General features: G+C 49.0%; 16 protein-coding genes and 1 tRNA gene. 12 read left to right on the forward strand and 5 right to left on the reverse strand.

The genetic code is table 11. The features are described from left to right. Positions 1–9 precede the first annotated feature (9 nt). The 10 genes from BGX12_RS03440 to BGX12_RS03485 all read left to right on the forward strand — a co-directional run bounded on the left by BGX12_RS03440 (position 10) and on the right by BGX12_RS03485 (position 11443). The gene (locus BGX12_RS03440; protein WP_109734689.1) at positions 10–1080 is read left to right on the forward strand and encodes an adenylate/guanylate cyclase domain-containing protein; all 1071 of its coding nucleotides are present in this window, start codon (positions 10–12) and stop codon (positions 1078–1080) included. A gap of 36 nt (positions 1081–1116) precedes the next feature. After that, positions 1117–1189: transfer RNA gene (locus BGX12_RS03445), tRNA-Gly, on the forward strand. Positions 1190–1593: 404 nt separating this feature from the next. Next, positions 1594–3375 carry a DNA repair helicase XPB gene (locus tag BGX12_RS03450; RefSeq protein WP_109734690.1) on the forward strand — a complete coding sequence of 594 codons (1782 nt, stop codon included), beginning with the start codon at positions 1594–1596 and terminating at the stop codon, positions 3373–3375. 131 nt (positions 3376–3506) lie between these two features. Beyond that, on the forward strand, positions 3507–4394 hold the full coding sequence (gene aroE, locus BGX12_RS03455; RefSeq protein WP_233246229.1) for a shikimate dehydrogenase: 888 nt from the start codon (positions 3507–3509) through the stop codon (positions 4392–4394). Positions 4395–4397: 3 nt separating this feature from the next. Next, positions 4398–6008 (forward strand): 3-dehydroquinate synthase, encoded by a 1611-nt coding sequence (gene aroB / locus BGX12_RS03460; protein WP_109734691.1) that lies wholly within the window; start codon positions 4398–4400, stop codon positions 6006–6008. Positions 6009–6010: 2 nt separating this feature from the next. Next, positions 6011–6994 (forward strand): GDP-mannose 4,6-dehydratase, encoded by a 984-nt coding sequence (locus BGX12_RS03465; RefSeq protein WP_109734692.1) that lies wholly within the window; start codon positions 6011–6013, stop codon positions 6992–6994. Then, positions 6994–8034 carry a hypothetical protein gene (locus tag BGX12_RS03470; RefSeq protein ID WP_109734693.1) on the forward strand — a complete coding sequence of 347 codons (1041 nt, stop codon included), beginning with the start codon at positions 6994–6996 and terminating at the stop codon, positions 8032–8034. Before BGX12_RS03465 ends, BGX12_RS03470 begins: the two co-directional genes overlap by 1 nt. After that, complete coding sequence (gene hisA / locus BGX12_RS03475) at positions 8034–8816, forward strand: phosphoribosylformimino-5-aminoimidazole carboxamide ribotide isomerase (protein ID WP_109734694.1); 783 nt, start codon at positions 8034–8036, stop codon at positions 8814–8816. Before BGX12_RS03470 ends, hisA begins: the two co-directional genes overlap by 1 nt. A gap of 1 nt (position 8817) precedes the next feature. Beyond that, positions 8818–10242, forward strand: coding sequence for a glycosyltransferase (locus BGX12_RS03480; RefSeq protein WP_233246230.1), 1425 nt, complete (start codon positions 8818–8820; stop codon positions 10240–10242). Between the two features lie 31 nt (positions 10243–10273). After that, the gene (locus tag BGX12_RS03485) at positions 10274–11443 is read left to right on the forward strand and encodes an A/G-specific adenine glycosylase (protein WP_233246231.1); all 1170 of its coding nucleotides are present in this window, start codon (positions 10274–10276) and stop codon (positions 11441–11443) included. On the opposite strand, the gene BGX12_RS03490 is transcribed toward BGX12_RS03485, so the two are convergent. Genes BGX12_RS03490 through fmt form a run of 4 tightly spaced genes read right to left on the reverse strand, consistent with a single transcriptional unit; the run spans position 11440 to position 15933 of the window. Continuing rightward, positions 11440–13143 (reverse strand): hypothetical protein, encoded by a 1704-nt coding sequence (locus tag BGX12_RS03490; protein WP_109734696.1) that lies wholly within the window; start codon positions 13141–13143, stop codon positions 11440–11442. The genes BGX12_RS03485 and BGX12_RS03490 overlap by 4 nt on opposite strands. After that, entirely contained in the window at positions 13143–13685 is a 543-nt protein-coding gene (locus BGX12_RS03495) for a hypothetical protein (RefSeq protein ID WP_146196230.1), read from the reverse strand. The genes BGX12_RS03490 and BGX12_RS03495 overlap by 1 nt, the downstream gene beginning before the upstream one ends. A gap of 29 nt (positions 13686–13714) precedes the next feature. After that, complete coding sequence (locus BGX12_RS03500; protein WP_233246232.1) at positions 13715–15013, reverse strand: transcription antitermination factor NusB; 1299 nt, start codon at positions 15011–15013, stop codon at positions 13715–13717. Further along, on the reverse strand, positions 15007–15933 hold the full coding sequence (gene fmt, locus BGX12_RS03505; protein WP_109734698.1) for a methionyl-tRNA formyltransferase: 927 nt from the start codon (positions 15931–15933) through the stop codon (positions 15007–15009). The genes BGX12_RS03500 and fmt overlap by 7 nt, the downstream gene beginning before the upstream one ends. A gap of 136 nt (positions 15934–16069) precedes the next feature. Here fmt and BGX12_RS03510 point away from each other — a divergent pair, with 136 nt between their 5' ends. Continuing rightward, positions 16070–16480, forward strand: coding sequence for a CidA/LrgA family protein (locus BGX12_RS03510; RefSeq protein WP_109734699.1), 411 nt, complete (start codon positions 16070–16072; stop codon positions 16478–16480). Next, positions 16477–17169 (forward strand): LrgB family protein, encoded by a 693-nt coding sequence (locus BGX12_RS03515; RefSeq protein WP_233246233.1) that lies wholly within the window; start codon positions 16477–16479, stop codon positions 17167–17169. The genes BGX12_RS03510 and BGX12_RS03515 overlap by 4 nt, the downstream gene beginning before the upstream one ends. A gap of 5 nt (positions 17170–17174) precedes the next feature. Here BGX12_RS03515 and BGX12_RS03520 read toward each other — a convergent pair whose 3' ends face one another. Next, positions 17175–18590: a nitroreductase family protein gene (locus BGX12_RS03520; RefSeq protein ID WP_109734709.1), complete on the reverse strand. Its 1416-nt coding sequence runs from the start codon at positions 18588–18590 to the stop codon at positions 17175–17177. Between the last annotated feature and the right edge of the window lie 191 nt (positions 18591–18781).

The raw sequence follows: 18781 nt of genomic DNA on the forward strand, positions 1-18781 counted from the left end.
GGCGAAACCATGGCAATGACGCGTTTAACACAACGAAAGTTCAAAGCACTCTGCTTCTATATGTTTAGCTGGGTCTTCGTCGTTATCGGAGTCACCAGTCTTCTCACCTATGGATCCTCCTCTGGGATGAACATGGACAAAGTGATGCTGATGCTTCAGCTGTCCATGCTCATGGGGCTTTCCCATGGCATTTACGACGTGGTGATCCTTCAGGACGAAATGGACCGTAGACCGGTTATTGCGGCCCTTCTGATTCGTTCCAGCTTTTTTATGGCAAGTATCTGCGCGAACCTGATCCTATGCATTGTCATCTGGAAAATCGATCGCGAGAACGGCATTATCAACGTGGCGTCAGTCACCAAGATCCGGGAAATCTTCAAGGAACCCTCTACCCATATCCAGATCGTTTCCCTCTTCATCCTCGGCCACCTTATTACATTCGTTCGTTCCGTCCATAAAAAGTTTGGTACTAGAGTCTTCGTGAACACCTTGTTGGGTAAATATCAAGACCCAAAGGAGGAGGACCTAGTGTTTATGTTCATGGATCTGAAAAACTCAACGACGATATGCGAAGAACTGGGAAACGTTAAGTACAGTAACTTCATCAGGGACTATTACAAGCTCCTCTCCAACTGCTGCGAAGAAAACCAGGGTGAAATTTACCAGATTGCCGGTGATGGAGCATTCCTCACCTGGAAAACAGCCGCCTGCAAGCACAAGGCTAGACCCCTAAACTGTTTCTTCGATTTCAAGGACGCCCTGTTCCATACCCAGAGAAAATTCCTCAAACGTTACGGCGTCGCTCCAGATTTCAAGGCAGCAGTCCATTGCGGGAAAGTAATTTCCACGGAAGTAGGCAACTTCGGTAGCGAAATGGCTTATCATGGGGACGTACTCAACACCACCTCCAGAATTCAATCCCTCTGTACCAAACTTGGTCAGGATTTCCTTATTTCAGAGGATTTTTTCGCTCAGTTACCCCTTCCCCTCCCCCACAGATTCATCTGCACCAAGGCTGGATCATTTGAATTAAAGGGAAAAAAGAACGCAATTATGATTTTTTCTCTGCAAATCCCTTGACAACCTGAATTTTTATTTCTAACATTGGGTCACCTCGCGGGAATAGCTCAGTTGGTAGAGCACGACCTTGCCAAGGTCGGGGTCGAGGGTCCGAGTCCCTTTTCCCGCTCTAAAAAAGAAAGAACACCACTAAAGTGGTGTTTTTCTTTTTTTAGAAGTAGAGAAAGGGAATCAAGCACCCTCGAAGAGGGGGCGGCAGTAGCGCCCGAGGCGAGTGCTGTAAAAATCTATTTATAGATTTTTATTGCCGAGCCGACCAAGCGGACGCCGAAGGCGTCAATATTTTTCTTATGCACGAAGTGCGAAAAGGAAAATAATGAGCTTTAAGCGAAGCGATAAGCCCTTTAGGGTGAGTGAGCAGCCCTGCGAAGCAGGGTGACTGCGAACGAACATTCCCTTTTCCACCCCGAGCCTTTTTTCATTTTACCGCAAGAACAGACTCGGGGCCGAAGACCCCTTGGGGTCGAGGGCGCACTTGCGACAATTTCCAAATTTTTCTAAATTAGCGCCCCTATGAATCCGAATGGCGCAATTATTGTTCAAAGTAACATGGAAATTATGGTGGAAGTGGACGCTCCCACCTACGAAGCAGCTCGTGACGCAATCGCTCCTTTCACCGAACTGGTGAAGAGCCCCGAGCATCTACACACTTACAAGATCAGCCCCCTTAGCCTGTGGAATGCCGCATCTACCGGCCTCCGCGCAAAAGAAGTTTTGGAACGCCTGGAAAGCCAGAGCCGTTACCCCATTCCCCAGACCGTCATTACCGAAGTGGAAGACTACATGGGTCGCTACGGCCTCCTCCGCATGAAGAAGGATGACGGAGACAACTTGATCGTAGAATCCGACGACAAGTTCATGTTTACGGAAATCTGCAAGCTGAAAGAAGTGGAGCCTTACATCAAGGAATTTATCGACGACACCCACGCCATCGTGGATCCTGAACGCCGCGGTCACCTGAAGATGGCTCTTACCAACGCAGGCTTCCCGGTGGAAGACCTGGCTGGCTACACCGTGGGCGATCCCTTGCCCATCAAACTCCGCGACACCATGCTTTCCGGCAAGGAATTCAAGCTCCGCGACTACCAGAAGGAAGCAGCCCAGGTGTTCTACGCCTCCGGTTCCGAGAAGGGCGGTTCCGGCGTTATCGTATTGCCCTGCGGTTCCGGCAAGACAGTCATCGGCATTGCCACCATGGCCTTGATCCAGACCAAGACATTGATCTTGACACCGAATATTTCCGCATCCCGCCAGTGGATTCGCGAAATCTGCGACAAGACAGATCTGACTCCCGACATGGTGAAGGAATACTCCGGCGAAGTAAAGGAAATCGGCCCCGTTACCGTAGCCACCTACCAGATTCTCACTCAGCGCAAACGCGCCAAGAAGGCTAACGAGGAAGTCACCGAAATCGACCTGGAAGAAGGTTCCGAAGAAGAAGTGAAGAAGGAACTGGCCAACTTCCCGCTGTTCAGCCAGCAGAAGTGGGGCCTCATGATTTACGACGAAGTCCACCTGCTTCCCGCCCCGGTGTTCCGCCTGAGTACCGAAATGCAGGCCACCCGCCGTTTGGGACTTACAGCAACCCTCGTTCGTGAAGACCACAAGGAAACAGAAGTATTCAGTCTGATAGGTCCTAAAAAATACGACATTCCTTGGCGCATTCTTGAAGCCCAGGGCTGGATTGCCACTGCAGACTGTAACGAAATCCGCATCCCTCTGGAAGCGGAAATGAAGATGAAGTACGCCCTGGCTCCCGTCCGCGAAAAGATTACTCTTGCTAGCTGCAATCCCGAAAAGACGGACATCGTGCAACGCCTGCTGAAGTATTACGACAAGCCGGACGATCGCGTCCTGATTATCGGTCAGTACATCGAACAGCTGGAAAACCTTTCCAAGGTGCTGGACATTCCTCTCATTACGGGTAAGACGCCCAACAAGGAACGCGACGTACTTTACGCCAAATTCCGTGATGGTACCCTGAAAAACCTGATGGTATCCAAGGTAGGTAACTTCGCTATCGACCTTCCCGACGCCAACGTGCTAATCCAGATTTCCGGTACATTCGGTAGCCGTCAGGAAGAAGCGCAGCGTCTCGGTCGAGTGCTCCGTCCCAAGAGCGACGGAGGTGCTGCACATTTCTACAGCATCGTGACTCAGGATTCCAAGGAACAGGAATTTGCCATGAACCGTCAGCTGTTCCTGACTGAACAGGGCTATGCCTACAAGATCATCAAGCGCGGAGACTGGGACATCCTTTGCCGCACACCTGAAGAGCTTGCCGCTAGACAGTAACAAACATTTCGTTTTTGTTACATACGTTTAAGTCCTGGTTTTTTCCAGGACTTTTTCGTTATTATCCCCCATCATTTTTTCGCTTTATTCCTTTTTTATATATCTTTGTGATGTAAGAAAAAGAGGTTTTTTTGAGCCAGCAAAAGATTAACGGAAAAACCGAAACACTCTGTATTTTCGGTTATCCCGTCGGACACAGCAAATCCCCGCTAATGCACAATGCACTTTTCGATGCGCTGGGCATTAATGCGGCTTATCTGCCCTACGCTCCCGAGCCAGAAAATCTGGCCGAAGCCATCAAGGGTTTCCGCGCGCTTCGTTTTAGAGGGGCAAACGTCACTATTCCCTACAAGACTCCCGTTATGGATCTGGTGGATGAACTATCAGACATTTCCCGCTTTACCGGCAGCGTAAACACTCTGTACTGGAAGGACGGCAATGTAGGAGGCATCCTGTGCGGAACTACAACAGACCCCTATGGCTGTATCCGCAACCTGGAAGAATTTGGAGTCACACCCCAGAACACCACCATCGCCCTCCTTGGAAACGGCGGCGCAGCAAAGGCAATCGCCTACGCCCTGGTAGAAATGGGAAACCAGGTAACAATCGTCTGCAGAAACCTGGACAAGGGCTTGGCACTGTCAGACAGCCTTAACAAGTTTTTTGACGGGCGAGCAAAGGAAGTCCAGGCGGTGACCTTCCAGGACTTTTATGCGGTCTCTCCCGACATCAACATCATTATCAATGCGACATCCGTAGGGATGACACCCAACGTAGATGAGTCTCCCCTAACGATGAAGGACCTGCACAGTCACCAGACGGTGTGCGACATCGTGTACACCCCCCTATGCACCAAGCTTCTGCAGATGGCAGAAGAAAAGGGATGCAAGATCGTGACTGGCGAAGGCATGCTGGTCCACCAGGGTATTGAAAGTTTCCGCAAGTGGTTCCCCAAGGAAACTCAAGACAAGACAAATGACGAACTGGCCGCTATTATGCGCAAAGGAATGCAAGGTTAATTTATGAAGCACATCTTTTTTACCGGATTCATGGCTAGCGGAAAATCCCGTACCGGCAGAGCTCTTGCAGATCGTTTGCACCGTCCCTATGTAGACACTGACGCAGTCATTGTAGAACGCGCTGGCAAGACCATCAGTGAAATTTTCGAGCAGGACGGGGAACCCAAGTTCCGCGAAATGGAACGTGAAGTGGTTGCCGAATTCGCCTGCAAGGAAGAACCTCATGTAATTTCCCTCGGTGGAGGCGCTCTGACCCAGGCAGCAAACCTGAAGGTGATTCGTGAAAATGGAACCATCATTCGTCTATGGGCAAAACCGGAAGTACTCTCCGAACGAATCGGCCGCAAGAATACTCGTCCCCTGCTGGCAAACCTCAGCGACGAGGAACGTCTTGAAAAAATCAAGCAGATGCTGAAGGAACGTGAACCCAATTACGCACACGCGGATTTCAGCGTTGAAAGTTCCAATGAATTTACTGAAGAACATGTCATCGAGAAGATTCTTCACATTTTGAACTTCTGGGAAAATCATGCTCTGGATGTATTGCCCAGTAGTGGCGGACGTTATCCCATCTTCATCGGCAAGAACATCGTATCCGACGTGGGTGTCATGCTGGAAGGTTTACGCCTGACCCCGAAATACGAATTCCTCGTCTGTACAGATACAAACATCGCAAAGGCCCAGAGCCGCACTCTTGGAGATTTGCGCAATCAGGCAGGACGCTGCCCCGTGTTCAAGTTCCAGGCTGGAGAAAAGAATAAGACCCTCCATAACCTGAATCAGCTTTATAGTTTTATGCTGCACCGCGGTTACACCCGCAAAAGCTGCCTCTTGCAGTTTAGCGGTGGCGTCGTAGGCGATATGGCAGGCTTCGGTGCCGCCACCTACCAGCGAGGCATACCCTTCATCCAGTTCCCCACCACCCTTCTTTCCATGGTGGATAGTTCTGTTGGCGGGAAGGTTGCGGTGAATCATCCCGAAGGCAAGAATATGATTGGCGCATTCTACCAGCCGGAAGCGGTAGTCTGCGACATGGCCGTTCTTAGCACTTTGCCCGAAAATGAGTACCTGGCAGGGCTTGCCGAAATTGTAAAGTACGGCGTAATTTATGACGAAGAATTTTTCCGATACATGGAAGACCACGTTGCCGAAATCAAGGCCCACAATCTGGACGTTCTGAAGCACCTGATTTACCGCAGCTGTGCTATTAAGGCGGAAGTCGTCGGCATTGACGAAAAGGAAGCGGGTCTCCGCGCAATTCTCAACTACGGTCATACCTTCGGCCACGCCATTGAAAACTTGACGCACTACACCACCTACACTCATGGCATCGCCGTTAGCCTGGGTATGCGAGTCGCCGCACGCGCATCCGTACTTCTGGGAATGATCACCAAGGAAGAGGAAGCACGTCACAATAAACTTATGGATGATCTGGGATTCCCCACTACCTACAACATCAATGTAGATGCCGCATGGGATGCCATGGCCGTTGATAAGAAGGCAGAAAAGGGAACCCGTGTCTACATTCTCCCCACCAAGATTGGTGCAGTGAAGAAAGTGACCAATATTGACAAGCAGATTGTGGCACAATCTTGGGAAGCAATTAGAGGTTAATTATGAGTATTCTTGTTACTGGCGGAACAGGCGCACTTGGTTACCACATTCTTTCTAGCTTATGCGGAACCTCCCACGACCTTTACAGTTTTAGTGATGAACAGCCGCAGCCCTGGCAAAAAGTGGAGGGTGCCAGCTATTTAAACGGCGATCTTCTTAATTTCAAGGATGTCCTTGAAATGCTCCAGAAGGTAAACCCCACCCACATTTACCATCTGGCAAGCCAGTCTTCCGTTGGCCTCAGCTATATGAAGCCCAACGAAACATTGAACATCAACCTGATGGGAACTCAGAACCTCCTGGAAGCAGCACGACAAGTCTGTCCAAAAGCAAAGATCATGCTGCTTAGCTCCAGCGAAATCTATGGCCGCACCGAAAAGAACTTGACCTACCTCCATAAGGAAGTGGATCCTCCTAATCCTCTTACCCCCTATGCAACATCCAAGGCCTGCATGGAGCTTCTAGGCAATCAGTTCCGCAACGCCAACGGCTTGCATGTGGTATTTGTTCGCCCCTTCTATTTTACCGGACCTCACCATAGTCGTCGTTTTGTAATTCCGTCCATCGCCTACCAGCTGGTGAAAATCAAGTATTATGGCGCAGAACCGATCATCTATTCCGGTAGCCTGGATGTCAGCCGAGACATCATCGACGTCCGCGATGTTGCCCGCGGTATGATCCAAATTCTCAATCAGGCCGATTCCGGTGAAGTATACAACCTTTGCTGCGGCAAGTCCTACACCATTCGAGAAGTAGTCGAAATGATGGTGGATATCGCAGACGTAAGCGTGGACTTCCGTTTTGATCCAGGTTACGAACGTCGTAACGAAATTCCCCTGCTGATCGGAGATCCTTCCAAGGTTATGGACATTGGCTGGAAACCTATGATCAGCATGGAAGATAGTCTAACAGACCTTTTCAATGAAATGGTCTTGCGTCGCCGTATTGAACTGAAAATGGGCATGGGAAAGGATCTGCGCCTGTAATGGTAAAGAACATCAAGACATTGCTGTTCACGCTGCTATTTATGGCAACATCCGTCCTTGCCGTAGATGTGGTTGCACCCAAAGGCAGTCCCCGGGGGACTACCGTAGACGACTTTATGCCCCACCCCATTTCCACCAAGGAATTTAACGAGACCTGGAGTTACCAGTTCGTATTTGACAACGGCACTCGAGCTTTCGTAAATTACGCAATCCTTTATGTTCCAGGATCCGGAACCAAGCTAGGTTGCGACATGACCTTGTGGAACTTCAAGGGAAAAACATATACCGTCGGACGTCAATACCCGCCGGAACGTCTAAAAGCCGACAAGGCATCTGCAACTCTAAACATTAAGAATGAATATCTCATGGAAAAGAAACCCGGAAAAGGCCATCACGTTCTTTTCTCTGCCGACAAGGATGGGAAATTTCTATTGGATGTAACATTCGAATCTGCAGAAGCAGGAAAAACCATCGGTAACGGGGTCTGGAATGTCGGTTCCGCCAAGATGGGACAATTCGTCCATATCCCCTATGGTCGCGTTTCAGGAAAGATTGCCTATAATGAAGACACCCTCCAGGTGAAGGGATATGCCTACATGGACCAGATTTGGCAAACGGTCCAAGCAACAGACATAGCTGCCCGTTCTATCAACATTAGCACAAATGCCCGCTCCCCCCTTTTTGCGGGCCGTATTTCCATGACCAACGACGGAAAGGCAATGGGATACGCCATCTATAACGGTCCCGAAGGCAACCGAGTTGTCACTGCAAAATCCGTTAAGGATGGGGATACAAATTATAGTGGTAAAGGATTCCCCAAAGGGAACCTGAACATCGAATGGAACGACGACACTCCCGCCCTTCAGTTTGCAGCCAACAAGACTTATCAAAAGGCTAGCATTCTGGATAAAATTGACGGCTGGTTTGCAAAGAAAGCCTTCAAAGTTGCCGCCGGCGGAGAAGTGTTCTTCTATCGAGGTCGTTCCGACGGTAGCCACGGTAAAAAGATTGATTGGTGTATTACAGGAGCCAAGGACTAATGACAAAATTTCGCCCTTGCATTGACCTTCACGATGGCAAAGTAAAGCAGATCGTAGGTAGCTCCCTGAGCGATTCAGGAGCGGGTCTAAAGACCAATTTCGAGACAGACAGGTCTCCTGCATGGTTTGCAGAATTATACAAGAAGGACCACATCAAGGGTGGTCATGTTATCATGTTGGGCAAAGGTAACGTGGAAGCCGCTAAAACAGCCCTTGCAGCTTATCCAGGTGGTCTCCAAGTTGGAGGCGGTATTACAGCGGACAACGCAAAGGAATACCTGGATGCTGGAGCAAGCCATGTAATTGTCACCAGCTGGATTTTTCCAGAAGGAAAGCTGGATATGGAGCGCCTGAACCGATTGGTATCTACCGTTGGCAAGGATCGCCTTGTATTGGATTTGAGTTGCAAGCGCACAGGCGTAGATGCCAATGGCAAGCCCCAGTGGAGCATCGCCATCAATCGCTGGCAGACTCTCATCGACATCCAGATTACTTCTGAAACACTGAACGAACTTGCCCGCTACTGCGACGAGTTCCTTGTTCACGCCGCAGACGTTGAAGGAAAACAGCAGGGGATGGACGATGACTTAATCCGTTTCCTGGCAAAGGAAAGTCCCATTCCTGTAACCTATGCAGGCGGAGCCAAGTCCTTAGCGGACCTTCAGCATTGTAAAGAAATTTCCGGCGGAAAAATTGACTTGACCATCGGAAGTGCCCTGGACCTTTTTGGTGGTAACGGCGTTAAATATGACGAATGCGTCAAGTTCAATGAAGGGACGTAACATGAGCAACAAGCTTAAGCCTACAGATCAATTGGACACCCGTCCCCCCATCTACGGCCGTACGGTAACAAGTACCTTTTCCAAAAGCTACGGAATCAAGCACAAGCCGCCAGGAAACATTCGCACCTGCTGGATTCCGCCCATCGTTTTTGGTTCAGCTCTGTTAAACCTTCCAAGACTTTTGAAGTTGCGTTCCTACTTAAAGAAGGAACGCAAGGCAAGACTTTCAAAGAACCCTGACGATATCAGCGTACTTTATTACTCCGACAACCTGGACGAGACCAACGGCATCGCAAACAACCTGCGTAACGTCATTCCCTATATGCGCGCTCATGGTCTAAAGGCATTCCTTGCAGGAAACGCTTTCAACACCCGTCCCTGCGGTGTTGTAGAAAACAGCTACTGCATGCTTCTGCCCCGTATGTTCAGTATGGAACAGTTGGGATACGCCAACAGCGAACTGGCAATTCCTCGCGTAAGCCCCGTATTACGTCTGCTGAAACGATATCCCATAGACATCGTAGAACTGGAAACACCGTCTCCTGGAGCATGGCTTATTTGCATTTGCGCAAAGCTTGCCGGCATCAAGGTCATGAGCCACTACCGCACCGATGTTCCCCAGTATACACGTACTTTGGTGAAGGCCAAGTGGATGCACTACTACGTGCTGAAGCTAATGCAAATTTTCTACTGGATGGCACGTCCAGTCATTAGTCCCTGCGACGACTATTCCGATGCGCTGGTAAACGAGCTGAAAGTCCCCAGAGAGCAGGTACGTCTGATGCCCCGCGGCCTCCCGCTAGAAAGATTCCAACCCGAAAGTCGCAGTAAGGGTGTTTGGGAAAAATACGGATGCAGCCGAGAACAGCGTCCAGTTCGTTTTGCTTTCATTGGACGAATTTCCAAGGAAAAGAATCTTGAATTCCTAAACAACGTATGGAAGAAATTCGCTGCACACCATAACGACGTGGAACTGATGTACGTTGGTTACGGATGGTATCTTGAAGAAATCAAGAAGTTCTTTGAAGGTGATGACAGCGTTCACTTTGCAGGCGAGCAAGGAGGCGAGACCCTTTCCAGCCTCTATGCAGATGCAGACTTTTTCCTGTTCCCCAGTACTACGGATACCTTCGGAAACGTGGTGGTGGAAGCCATGTCCACAGGCACCCCCGCCATCGTCAGCAACTATGGCGGTCCCCGCAACATTGTCGAAAACGAGAAATACGGAAAGATTCTTCCTATCGAAGAAGATAAATGGATCGAAGCTTTGGAAGAATGCCGTAAGATGAAACTGGAAAAGCCTGAAGAATACGAACTGATGCGCAAGAACTGCCACGAACGCAGTAAACGCTACACTCTGGAAAATTCCAGCAAGGCCCAGTTTGAATATTTCCGTCAAGTAGCTAAGGACTTCTACAAGCTGTAAGATTCTAGGAATAAGGCGCGATCTTTCAGCCGTGTGGGTCAACGCAAAAATGGATTCCCAGGAACTAAAAGAACTTCGCAATTGGTTTTTAAAAAACGCCGCAGCACTGCCGTGGCGTCCTCTTGACTTGGAAACGGCCAGAGATCCCTACACTGTATGGATTAGCGAAACCATGCTGCAACAGACCCAGGTTGCAACAGTCATGGATTATTTCACCCGATGGATGAAGCGGTTTCCTGACATCGCCACACTGGCCGCCGCTAGCGAGGAAGATGTCTTTAAGTACTGGCAAGGATTGGGCTATTACAGCAGGGCACGAAATATCCTTAAAACAGCTCAACAAATTGCAGGCATTGAGCAACCCGCAAAATCGTGCCACGAACTGCCCCGGACCCGAAAGGAACTGGAAGCATTGCCAGGCATTGGCGCGTACACTGCTGGAGCCATCCTGAGTCTTGCATACCACCAGAGGGAAGCTATTCTAGACGGAAATCTTGTAAGGATTTTTTCCCGCTACCTTTTGCTGGATTTCCTCCCTACAGACAAGCGCCCTGCAGGTTCCAACGAACCTAATTGCAGCGAAACCTATTGGGATTACGCCCGACAGGTGGCGGATCATCCAAAAGCTTATTTGCATAACGAAGCCCTGATGGAACTGGGCCGCAGAGTCTGCAAGGTGAAAAATCCGGATTGCAGAAACTGCCCGCTGAAAGGCGGCTGCAAGGCATTTGCCCAGAACAGGACCGAGGAATATCCTCCCGCAAAAAAACATATCCAGAAAGATTGGCACGGAACCGTTCTTATTGTGGAAAGTTCCGACGGAAAAATTCTCGCCGTTCACGGTGGTCAGAAGTTCTTCAACAACCAGATAACGCTCCCCCACTTTGAATCCCAGAAAAGTGCGGCAGCAGGATTGCCTGGCCAGGCGGAATCGTTTGTCAACGCGGATCAAGTGAAGGACGTTTCTGCGGTAGGATCCTTCAAGCACAATATTACGGTTCACAAAATGACTTGCGACGTACTTCACGTGCAGTTGGATGTAACCGCAAAAGTTGCATCTAAAGTTTTTTCAAATCACAAGACTGATTCCACCGGCGGCACACAAAAAAAAGCCGTTTATTCCTGGGTAGAAAAAAAGGCAGCCCATGAAACTTTCGCCAGCACGTTCTGCCTCAAATCCTTAAAACTGTTAGAAGCCTAGAAGGTTTTCTTTACCGTACAGACAAAGCGAACTCTTCCAGGGTTTGCATTAGGAGCTTCAAAACGTTCCTTTCCTAATGCGTGAAGAATAGATCCTGTAAGGAACAATCCCTGTTTATGGAACTGCTGTTCAAAGGTGGCATCCCAATACCAATCGCCCTTGACCACAAAGGCCTGAGGGGCAACCAAGTTCCAACGGGCATCACTGCGATAGTGTACACTATGGGAAATCTTGAAGGACTTTCGAATAAACCAATCTGCGGAGAATGCAGTATAAAATTCAGCCGGAGTTACTTCAAATTCACGAGAGGGGCCATCAATATGTTCAAAACCAGCCATAGCAGTAAAGTTGAACCAGTCTTCGTACCAGGCGTTTAGCCACAGCTCTCCAGTCAAACCATAAATCCATTCGTTAATTCGAGATACATCTCCATAACGATAATACAGAAAATGCGTAAGGCCATACTGATCCGTTTCATATCCATCTGGGTCAAAGGTTTCCGCACCATATTCCATCCAAAAACTTCCACGAAGTTCTAAGCTAAAATTGCCAATAGTATCTACAAAAGAAGCATATCCCTGAATCAAATCCGCATGACCATCAGCAACTAGGCTAATTGTATCGCCATACAATATCTCAGCAGTTTCCCCAATAGGATTCAAGCGGGTTCCAGAAATATTCTTTACGCCAAAATTCAGATTCATCTGTTTTGCTACAGGCAAATTCATTTCAACGCTATCCTGCACAAGCCAATCTCGATCATTGACAGCCAACATCACATCGGCGGTGAGATTCTGCAATGGTTGAACCCGAAGTTGCATGAAGGGAAGAACAACTACATCTTCCTCCAGCTTTGAATACACATAGCCAGAATCATCCACTGCACGGAACTGCAAACCGGCTGCAACTTGGAAAACGCCCTGTTTACAAGCATCTCCGCACTGGTAGTAAACGGAACCATTCACTTCCTTGCGAGAACCCATTTGATGATCACGAACGTTTTCGTATTCCGCATCTTCATACACTACAGTTACGGAAAGGTTCTTGACGTCCACTCGAGATTCTATACGAGGTTTGTAATGAACAGGAATCCAGAACAGACTCTTACCCTGTTGCCACAAATACTCTTCACCAACCAAAACAGATGCGTTCATGAAATCATTGGTATAGCCAATCCCACCATAGATCGTACTGAACAGCGGGTAGTTTTCCCCAAAGAAGGCGAATTCATCTGATACAAATCGACGTCTAAAGAAGCGCGTATCTTCTGCGTAAAAATCATCCTGGAAGAATCTTGCTGTAGCCCAGAATCCATTGAAGTTCGGAGTGCGGAAGCCACCTTCCAAAATGGGAGTTCTATTATCCAATTGGTCCCCCTCGCGGATCATATCATAATAGATCATGTCCCCCATTTCATTGCCTGTCTTCATCCACACGGAAGGTTCCATCACATCCCAACTCGGGACGATGGACATTCGATTCAACAACAATCTCTGACGTAATTTTTCAGGAGTCCAAAGTTCGGATTCGGAATGAATGCCGCCTGCACCAAGGATACGATCAAAATAGGAAGTGGGACCACCCACCAGGAAAGTTCCGTCTCCGCGAGAAACAACTTCCATACCTTCCATTTCAGCAGGAACGGATGCAAAGGAAACAACTGCGGCAGCCACAAAGAAAAAAAGAGCTGACTTCATCATTACCAAATCTTCCTTTCCACATAGATGGAAGCAAGAAGCATATCAGAACGCTTTGGCAACGTCCAGATTTCTTCCCATGCAAAATTCAATCCCACGCGATAATTCTTAAAATTCCACACAGGAATATTCAAGCGTGCAAACCAGCCAAATTCAGTTTCCTTGTCATAAAGGCTTCCTCCAGGAGACCAATAAACATCCTCCTTAGTTTGTCCTTTTCTCAAATCAGCAGCGCTTAAATTGCAAGCAAAACCAATTCCCAACATGACTGGATTGAGAATAGGCAGGCGCCAATCAACGCCTATCTTTCCGGAAATTTGATGTACGCCATCATAGGGGACATCATCTGGCTTCGGTTTAAAATAAACATAGCTTGCGGTCAAAAAGCCATCAACATCATCCAGATAGGAGTAGCGCAAACCAAAGCCACCATAGAAAGTGTCGTCAACAGCATCAATCAAGTCACCCCAAGGGTAAACTTCACCAACTTCTGCGGAAACGAACAACTTAGAAAACGCGTCATTCTGGGCGAATGAAACAGACATAAAAAGCAAAACAGCAAGCAAATATCGCATTATTTTCTCTTTAGAGCCTGAGCGAAGAACCCGTCAAAACGAGAATCACGGGAGCCCGGAAGAACAGCTTCGTCCACCTTCTCGAATTCCGGATGGGACTTCAGGAATTTTGCAATGACCTGAGTGGTTTCCATGGGATCGGGGCTACAAGTAGCATACACCAAGCGAGCGTCAGGACTGTCATTCAAATAGTCCGCAGCATTCTCCAGAATCTTCAACTGGAGTTCCGCAAGTTCCTTCAAGGAATTCTGAGTCAAGCGATAAATTGCTTCGGGACGTCTCGCAATGACGCCCATATTACTGCAGGGCACATCCAGAAGAATGCGGTCAAAGGCATTCTTTTTCTTAAGAGTCTGAGAAGAGCCTACGGACTTCATTGCTGCAAGATCGATGCATTCCATCCTGACATTTTCAAGGCCGAGACGGTTCCTCAAATCCTGCATTTTAGCAAGACGGTTTTCGGAATTATCACTGGCAAGAATATCCAGAGAGCCATCCATTTCTGCCATAAGAGCGGTCTTGCCGCCAGGAGCAGCACATGCATCCCAAACCTTCAGGCCAGGTTTCAAATCCAGAAGTTTCACCACATCATATGCGGAGGGATTCTGGAAACTGAATTCACCCTTAACGAAAGCATCTGATTCCAGAATGGGCTTCAGTTTTGCATCTGCGGGAACTTCAATAAAACGATCATACAAGATGGATGCGTTTTCAAATCCCAATTTCTGAGCCAGCTTGGGAGCGGAAGTCTTCTGAAGATTCACACGAAGCCAGTCTGCAGGACGGTCCAGAGTCTTCTTGGCAAGAGCTTCTGCAGCGTCACCGCCATAGACGTCAAACCAGCGACGCACAATCCATTCCGGCACAGAGTTTTCGATAGACACGCGGCGAACACGCTGGGGCGGCAACTGCGGGAAGCCAGCCTTCTTGGCAGCACCCAGCACACCGTTAATAAGACGTCCAGCACCATCACCAAAGCCAATGACCTTAGACAATTCCACGGAAGTGCTGACGGCTGCATAATCGGGAACGTTCATAAAGAACATCTGGAACAGTCCCATTTCCAAAACAATCTGAAGTTCAGGAAGAGGCATCTTCTTGACGAGAGTCTTGATGAAATATTCCAGATAGAGGTGACGACGGCAAACACCCAATGCAATTTCCATGGCAAAGGGAGAAAGGCAACCATCCTTAATGAAAGCTCCATTATCAGCCCACTGAAGGAGAACGCGGTAGGCGTCCTTACGATCCTTCAAAGCATCGCGCTTGGCGGAATCGCGTCTAGAGTCGTTTAGCAAAATGAAAGTCCCTCGTGATTCTGGATGCCACGCATAAAGTCTGCCACCGGCATGGGCTTCTTGCCTTCAGCCTGGATTTCGATCACTTCCAGGAGACCTTCGCCAGTACCTACATAGAAACGCTTATCCTTGAAGGCGACTGCGCCAGGAGCGAGGCTGGGACCGTTTGCGGGAGTGTCTGTAATGCGGAGGTAGACCATACGGCCACCCAGCTTGCCATAGCCACCGGGCCACGGATTGAAAGCACGGATGCGGTCGTGAATCACCTTGGCCGGAAGATTGAAGTCGATGAGACCTTCTTCCTTCTTCAGCTTGGGAGCGCCAGAAGCCTGGGCGTGATCCTGGGTCAAATCCTTTTCGGTGCCGGTAATCAACTGGTTGATTGCATCGTCCAAGGCGTCGCAGCCCGGAGCCACCATCTTTTCCAGAAGGCTTGCGGTAGTGTCCTGATGGTCGATGATAATTTCGCGCTGTGCAAGAATAGGGCCATGGTCCATCTTTTCATCCAGGCGGAAAACAGTAACGCCAGTAGCAGGCAGGCCGTCGGCAATGGCGCGCTGCACAGGAGCGGCACCACGGTACTTAGGCAACATACTGCCGTGAACGTTTACGGCACCGAACTTGGCAACACCAAGAATGTTCTTGGGCAGAATGGAGTAAGCCACCACCACAAAGAGATCTGCGCCAAAGGCGCGGAGTTCTTCTTCAAATTCGGGAGCCTTCAGGTCCACAGGCTGTAACACCGGCAGGCCATATTCCAGAGCCAGGCTCTTCACAGGCGGCGGAGTCAGCACGCGGCCACGGCCAGCGGGGCGATCCGGCTGAGTTACAACACCAACAACTTCTGCAAAGTCACTTTCTTTCAAGTGCTTCAAAAAACATGCCGCAAATTCCGGCGTACCCATAAATACAATCTTCATATGTAGGAATATAGCAATTAAAGCAGGATTATCAGCCAAGAGCCCTTAGCCGCTAGCAAATATAACCGCGACAACATCACCATATTTCTCTTTTACCCTTGTTCCTTTAACCAATAACTTTTATATTTGGGCCGCTATGAGAATACCTCTTCAAATTGCCGTGATTTTTGCCATTTGCCTGGCAGGCGAATTTCTGAACCGAGTGGTTGGCATCCCTATCCCGGGCAACATTCTCGGCATGGTTCTGCTCCTTATATTACTTTGTACTAAAATTCTCAAACCGGAGCAGATTTCCGGCGTTTCCAGTTTCTTCTTGAACCATCTGGCACTTTTCTTCTTGCCGCCAAGCATCGCCATTATGACCGTTGGCGACGACATTCTCAGCCAGTGGCCCACCCTACTCCTTCTTTGCATTGTGCTGACGCTCATCAGCTTGGCAGCCACCGGCCTTACCACGCAGTTTCTCATTGGCCATCAAGAAAAGCGTCTGAACATCGAACAACTTGAAGATGACGAAATGAAACAATCCACTAGGGGGAAGAAATGAACACCATCATCAACTCGCCCCTGTTCGGAATTTTCCTGACCTTGGCCGCCTTCGAAGTGGGCGTGGCTCTGAACAAGAAATTCAAGTACTCCATCTTGAACCCGCTGCTCATCGGCCTCATTCTCATTGTGGGATTCCTGATGATTACGGGAATCAGCTACGACAGTTACAAGATTGGCGGCGACTACGTTTCCGTCATGCTTGGCCCCGCCACTGTGGTTTTGGCCGTTCCCTTGTACAGGCAGCTGGGCAACCTCAAAAAGCACTGGCTCCCGATTTTGGCAGGCATCGCCGTCGGTAGCCTCACCTCCATTTGTTGTGTGGTGGCAACCTCTAAATTGGTAGGCCTTAGCGAAACCTTGATGCTTTCCTTGGTTCCAAAGTCCATCACCATTCCCATGGGCTCCGTAGTTTCCGAACAGATTGGCGGCATTCCCAGCATTACCATTATTTCCATTGTGATTACGGGAATTACTGGAGCCGTCACTGCTTCTGTGGTTTGCAAGTTCTTCCGCATTAAGCACAAGGTGGCACAGGGTATTGCCATCGGTACAGCTAGCCACGCACTAGGCACTACCCGTGCCATGGAAATCGGTGAAACCCAAGGCGCCATGAGTTCCCTGGCCATCGGCATCGCCGGCATCTTCACCGCCGTAGTTGCACCCATTCTGTTGCAGTTGATTGGGTAAACTTTTTATTTTCCCACCAGCACTTCTGCCAGCACACTTTCCTTTTCGGGAATACCGCAAAGATTCCTGATTTCATCCTGATAGAAGAAATGTTCACTGCGGGTGATCTTATGCAAGACCAAGCCGGACAGTCGCAAGGATTCAGCAATATAGCCGGCATTCATATTCAGTAAGCGATACGCACGCTCCCCAAGAAGGTTGCATGCTTCTTCCAGATCAGCAGTCATCACAACCGCAAAGGCACAGTTTTCCACCTGAGAGGGCACCCCATGACATTTCCAGAACTTACGGGAAACCACCTGGCCAGACTGCATATAGATGGACTTGCGAACAGGAATATAGCGGTACACCCCAGGGTACACAAACATTACGTCAAAAATAACCACCCAGATTTTTAGCAAACCTGCACCAAACAGGTTAATATTGCCTAATTCTAGCCATCTCAACATGCTGGAAAAATCATCCAGGTCCATGCCCTTACGGGAGAAAGGTTTTGCCCTCTGAGTCACAGCAACCGCTCCATCCGAGTGGACGATACCATCAAAATATCGTTCATTAGTGAACTTCACCGGAGTCAGCGGGAATTCATCGCCAGGTAGCGCCTGCGTAGCCAACCGTCTTACACGAATGCACTTGGAAAGATCGTTAATGCACTCCCCGCGATTCTGACGCATAAATCGGGAGGGGTATCTGCAGGCAGCATCATACACAGCATTTTCATCTGCGGCAACCCCTAGGGTCAAATCCATCTCAGCACGATTGGAGTAAGCGGATTCCCCCACACCATCATCCATAGAGTCGAAGGCTATCTCGCTGTATTCCGGAAAGACCGCCATACAGGCCAGCGGAACTTCCGTCGAAGATAGTCCCAATGTAACCGCAAGATGATCATCCACAAAACCACTCAACGGAAAAACCTTCGAACCACGAGCCTTTTCGTTCAGCATAATCGAAGCAATACAGGATCCCACATCCTTCTGCACCTGGGAATAGGCACTCTCGCCATAACGCCAGACAGATCTTTCCAGAATTCCAGTAAAGACATAAAGCACCGGAGTACTTTTCACAAAATCCCTATCCGGGAAAGCCTCCAGCAGGGATTCCATTTCAGTTTTTCCACCAATGCGAACCAGCTGACCGACAACATCAGGAGCTCCGCTACGGCCCTCACGGTCATAGGCATAAATACCATCGGGAATATTCCTCCCCCGTAGCACCACATACACGCCAACCGGCCGCAAACCATCTCCGGACCCATAAATCCATGGCGGAATTTCGCCCGGATGAAGGTCTATACGTGATTTTCCCTTATACCGTCGGTCGCCAGGAGTCTGTTTTTCCCAGTGCAGAACAATGGGATCCGCCACCCTTTTAGGGGCGTAAGATACAGATTCGTGGTACAGCTGGGAATAAAAGCGCATACATCCAATATAGAAGTTTAGAGCCATTTTTCCCCTGATTTTAACGATTTTTTAGGTAAAACAGACCTACAGAGAAACAAATAGTACAGTTTTTTAGAGGCATCATCAACATGTGTGGAAGCATTTAGGCAGCCTTGCTAGATGATTCTCTCGATTCCGATTCCCATTCGTAGGCTATCTTTACATCTACA

This window comes from Fibrobacter sp. UWR4, assembly GCF_003149045.1.
Lineage (GTDB): Bacteria > Fibrobacterota > Fibrobacteria > Fibrobacterales > Fibrobacteraceae > Fibrobacter.

What these genes read in the sequence shown, in the direction of transcription:
- BGX12_RS03440 (WP_109734689.1), top strand. Translation starts at nt 10, where the DNA reads ATGGCAATGACGCGTTTAACACAACGAAAGTTCAAAGCACTCTGCTTC.
- BGX12_RS03450 (WP_109734690.1), top strand. Translation starts at nt 1,594, where the DNA reads ATGAATCCGAATGGCGCAATTATTGTTCAAAGTAACATGGAAATTATG.
- aroB (WP_109734691.1), top strand. Translation starts at nt 4,398, where the DNA reads ATGAAGCACATCTTTTTTACCGGATTCATGGCTAGCGGAAAATCCCGT.
- BGX12_RS03465 (WP_109734692.1), top strand. Translation starts at nt 6,011, where the DNA reads ATGAGTATTCTTGTTACTGGCGGAACAGGCGCACTTGGTTACCACATT.
- BGX12_RS03470 (WP_109734693.1), top strand. Translation starts at nt 6,994, where the DNA reads ATGGTAAAGAACATCAAGACATTGCTGTTCACGCTGCTATTTATGGCA.
- hisA (WP_109734694.1), top strand. Translation starts at nt 8,034, where the DNA reads ATGACAAAATTTCGCCCTTGCATTGACCTTCACGATGGCAAAGTAAAG.
- BGX12_RS03480 (WP_233246230.1), top strand. Translation starts at nt 8,818, where the DNA reads ATGAGCAACAAGCTTAAGCCTACAGATCAATTGGACACCCGTCCCCCC.
- BGX12_RS03490 (WP_109734696.1), bottom strand. Translation starts at nt 13,143, where the DNA reads ATGATGAAGTCAGCTCTTTTTTTCTTTGTGGCTGCCGCAGTTGTTTCC.
- BGX12_RS03495 (WP_146196230.1), bottom strand. Translation starts at nt 13,685, where the DNA reads ATGTCTGTTTCATTCGCCCAGAATGACGCGTTTTCTAAGTTGTTCGTT.
- fmt (WP_109734698.1), bottom strand. Translation starts at nt 15,933, where the DNA reads ATGAAGATTGTATTTATGGGTACGCCGGAATTTGCGGCATGTTTTTTG.
- BGX12_RS03510 (WP_109734699.1), top strand. Translation starts at nt 16,070, where the DNA reads ATGAGAATACCTCTTCAAATTGCCGTGATTTTTGCCATTTGCCTGGCA.
- BGX12_RS03515 (WP_233246233.1), top strand. Translation starts at nt 16,477, where the DNA reads ATGAACACCATCATCAACTCGCCCCTGTTCGGAATTTTCCTGACCTTG.
- BGX12_RS03520 (WP_109734709.1), bottom strand. Translation starts at nt 18,590, where the DNA reads ATGCGCTTTTATTCCCAGCTGTACCACGAATCTGTATCTTACGCCCCT.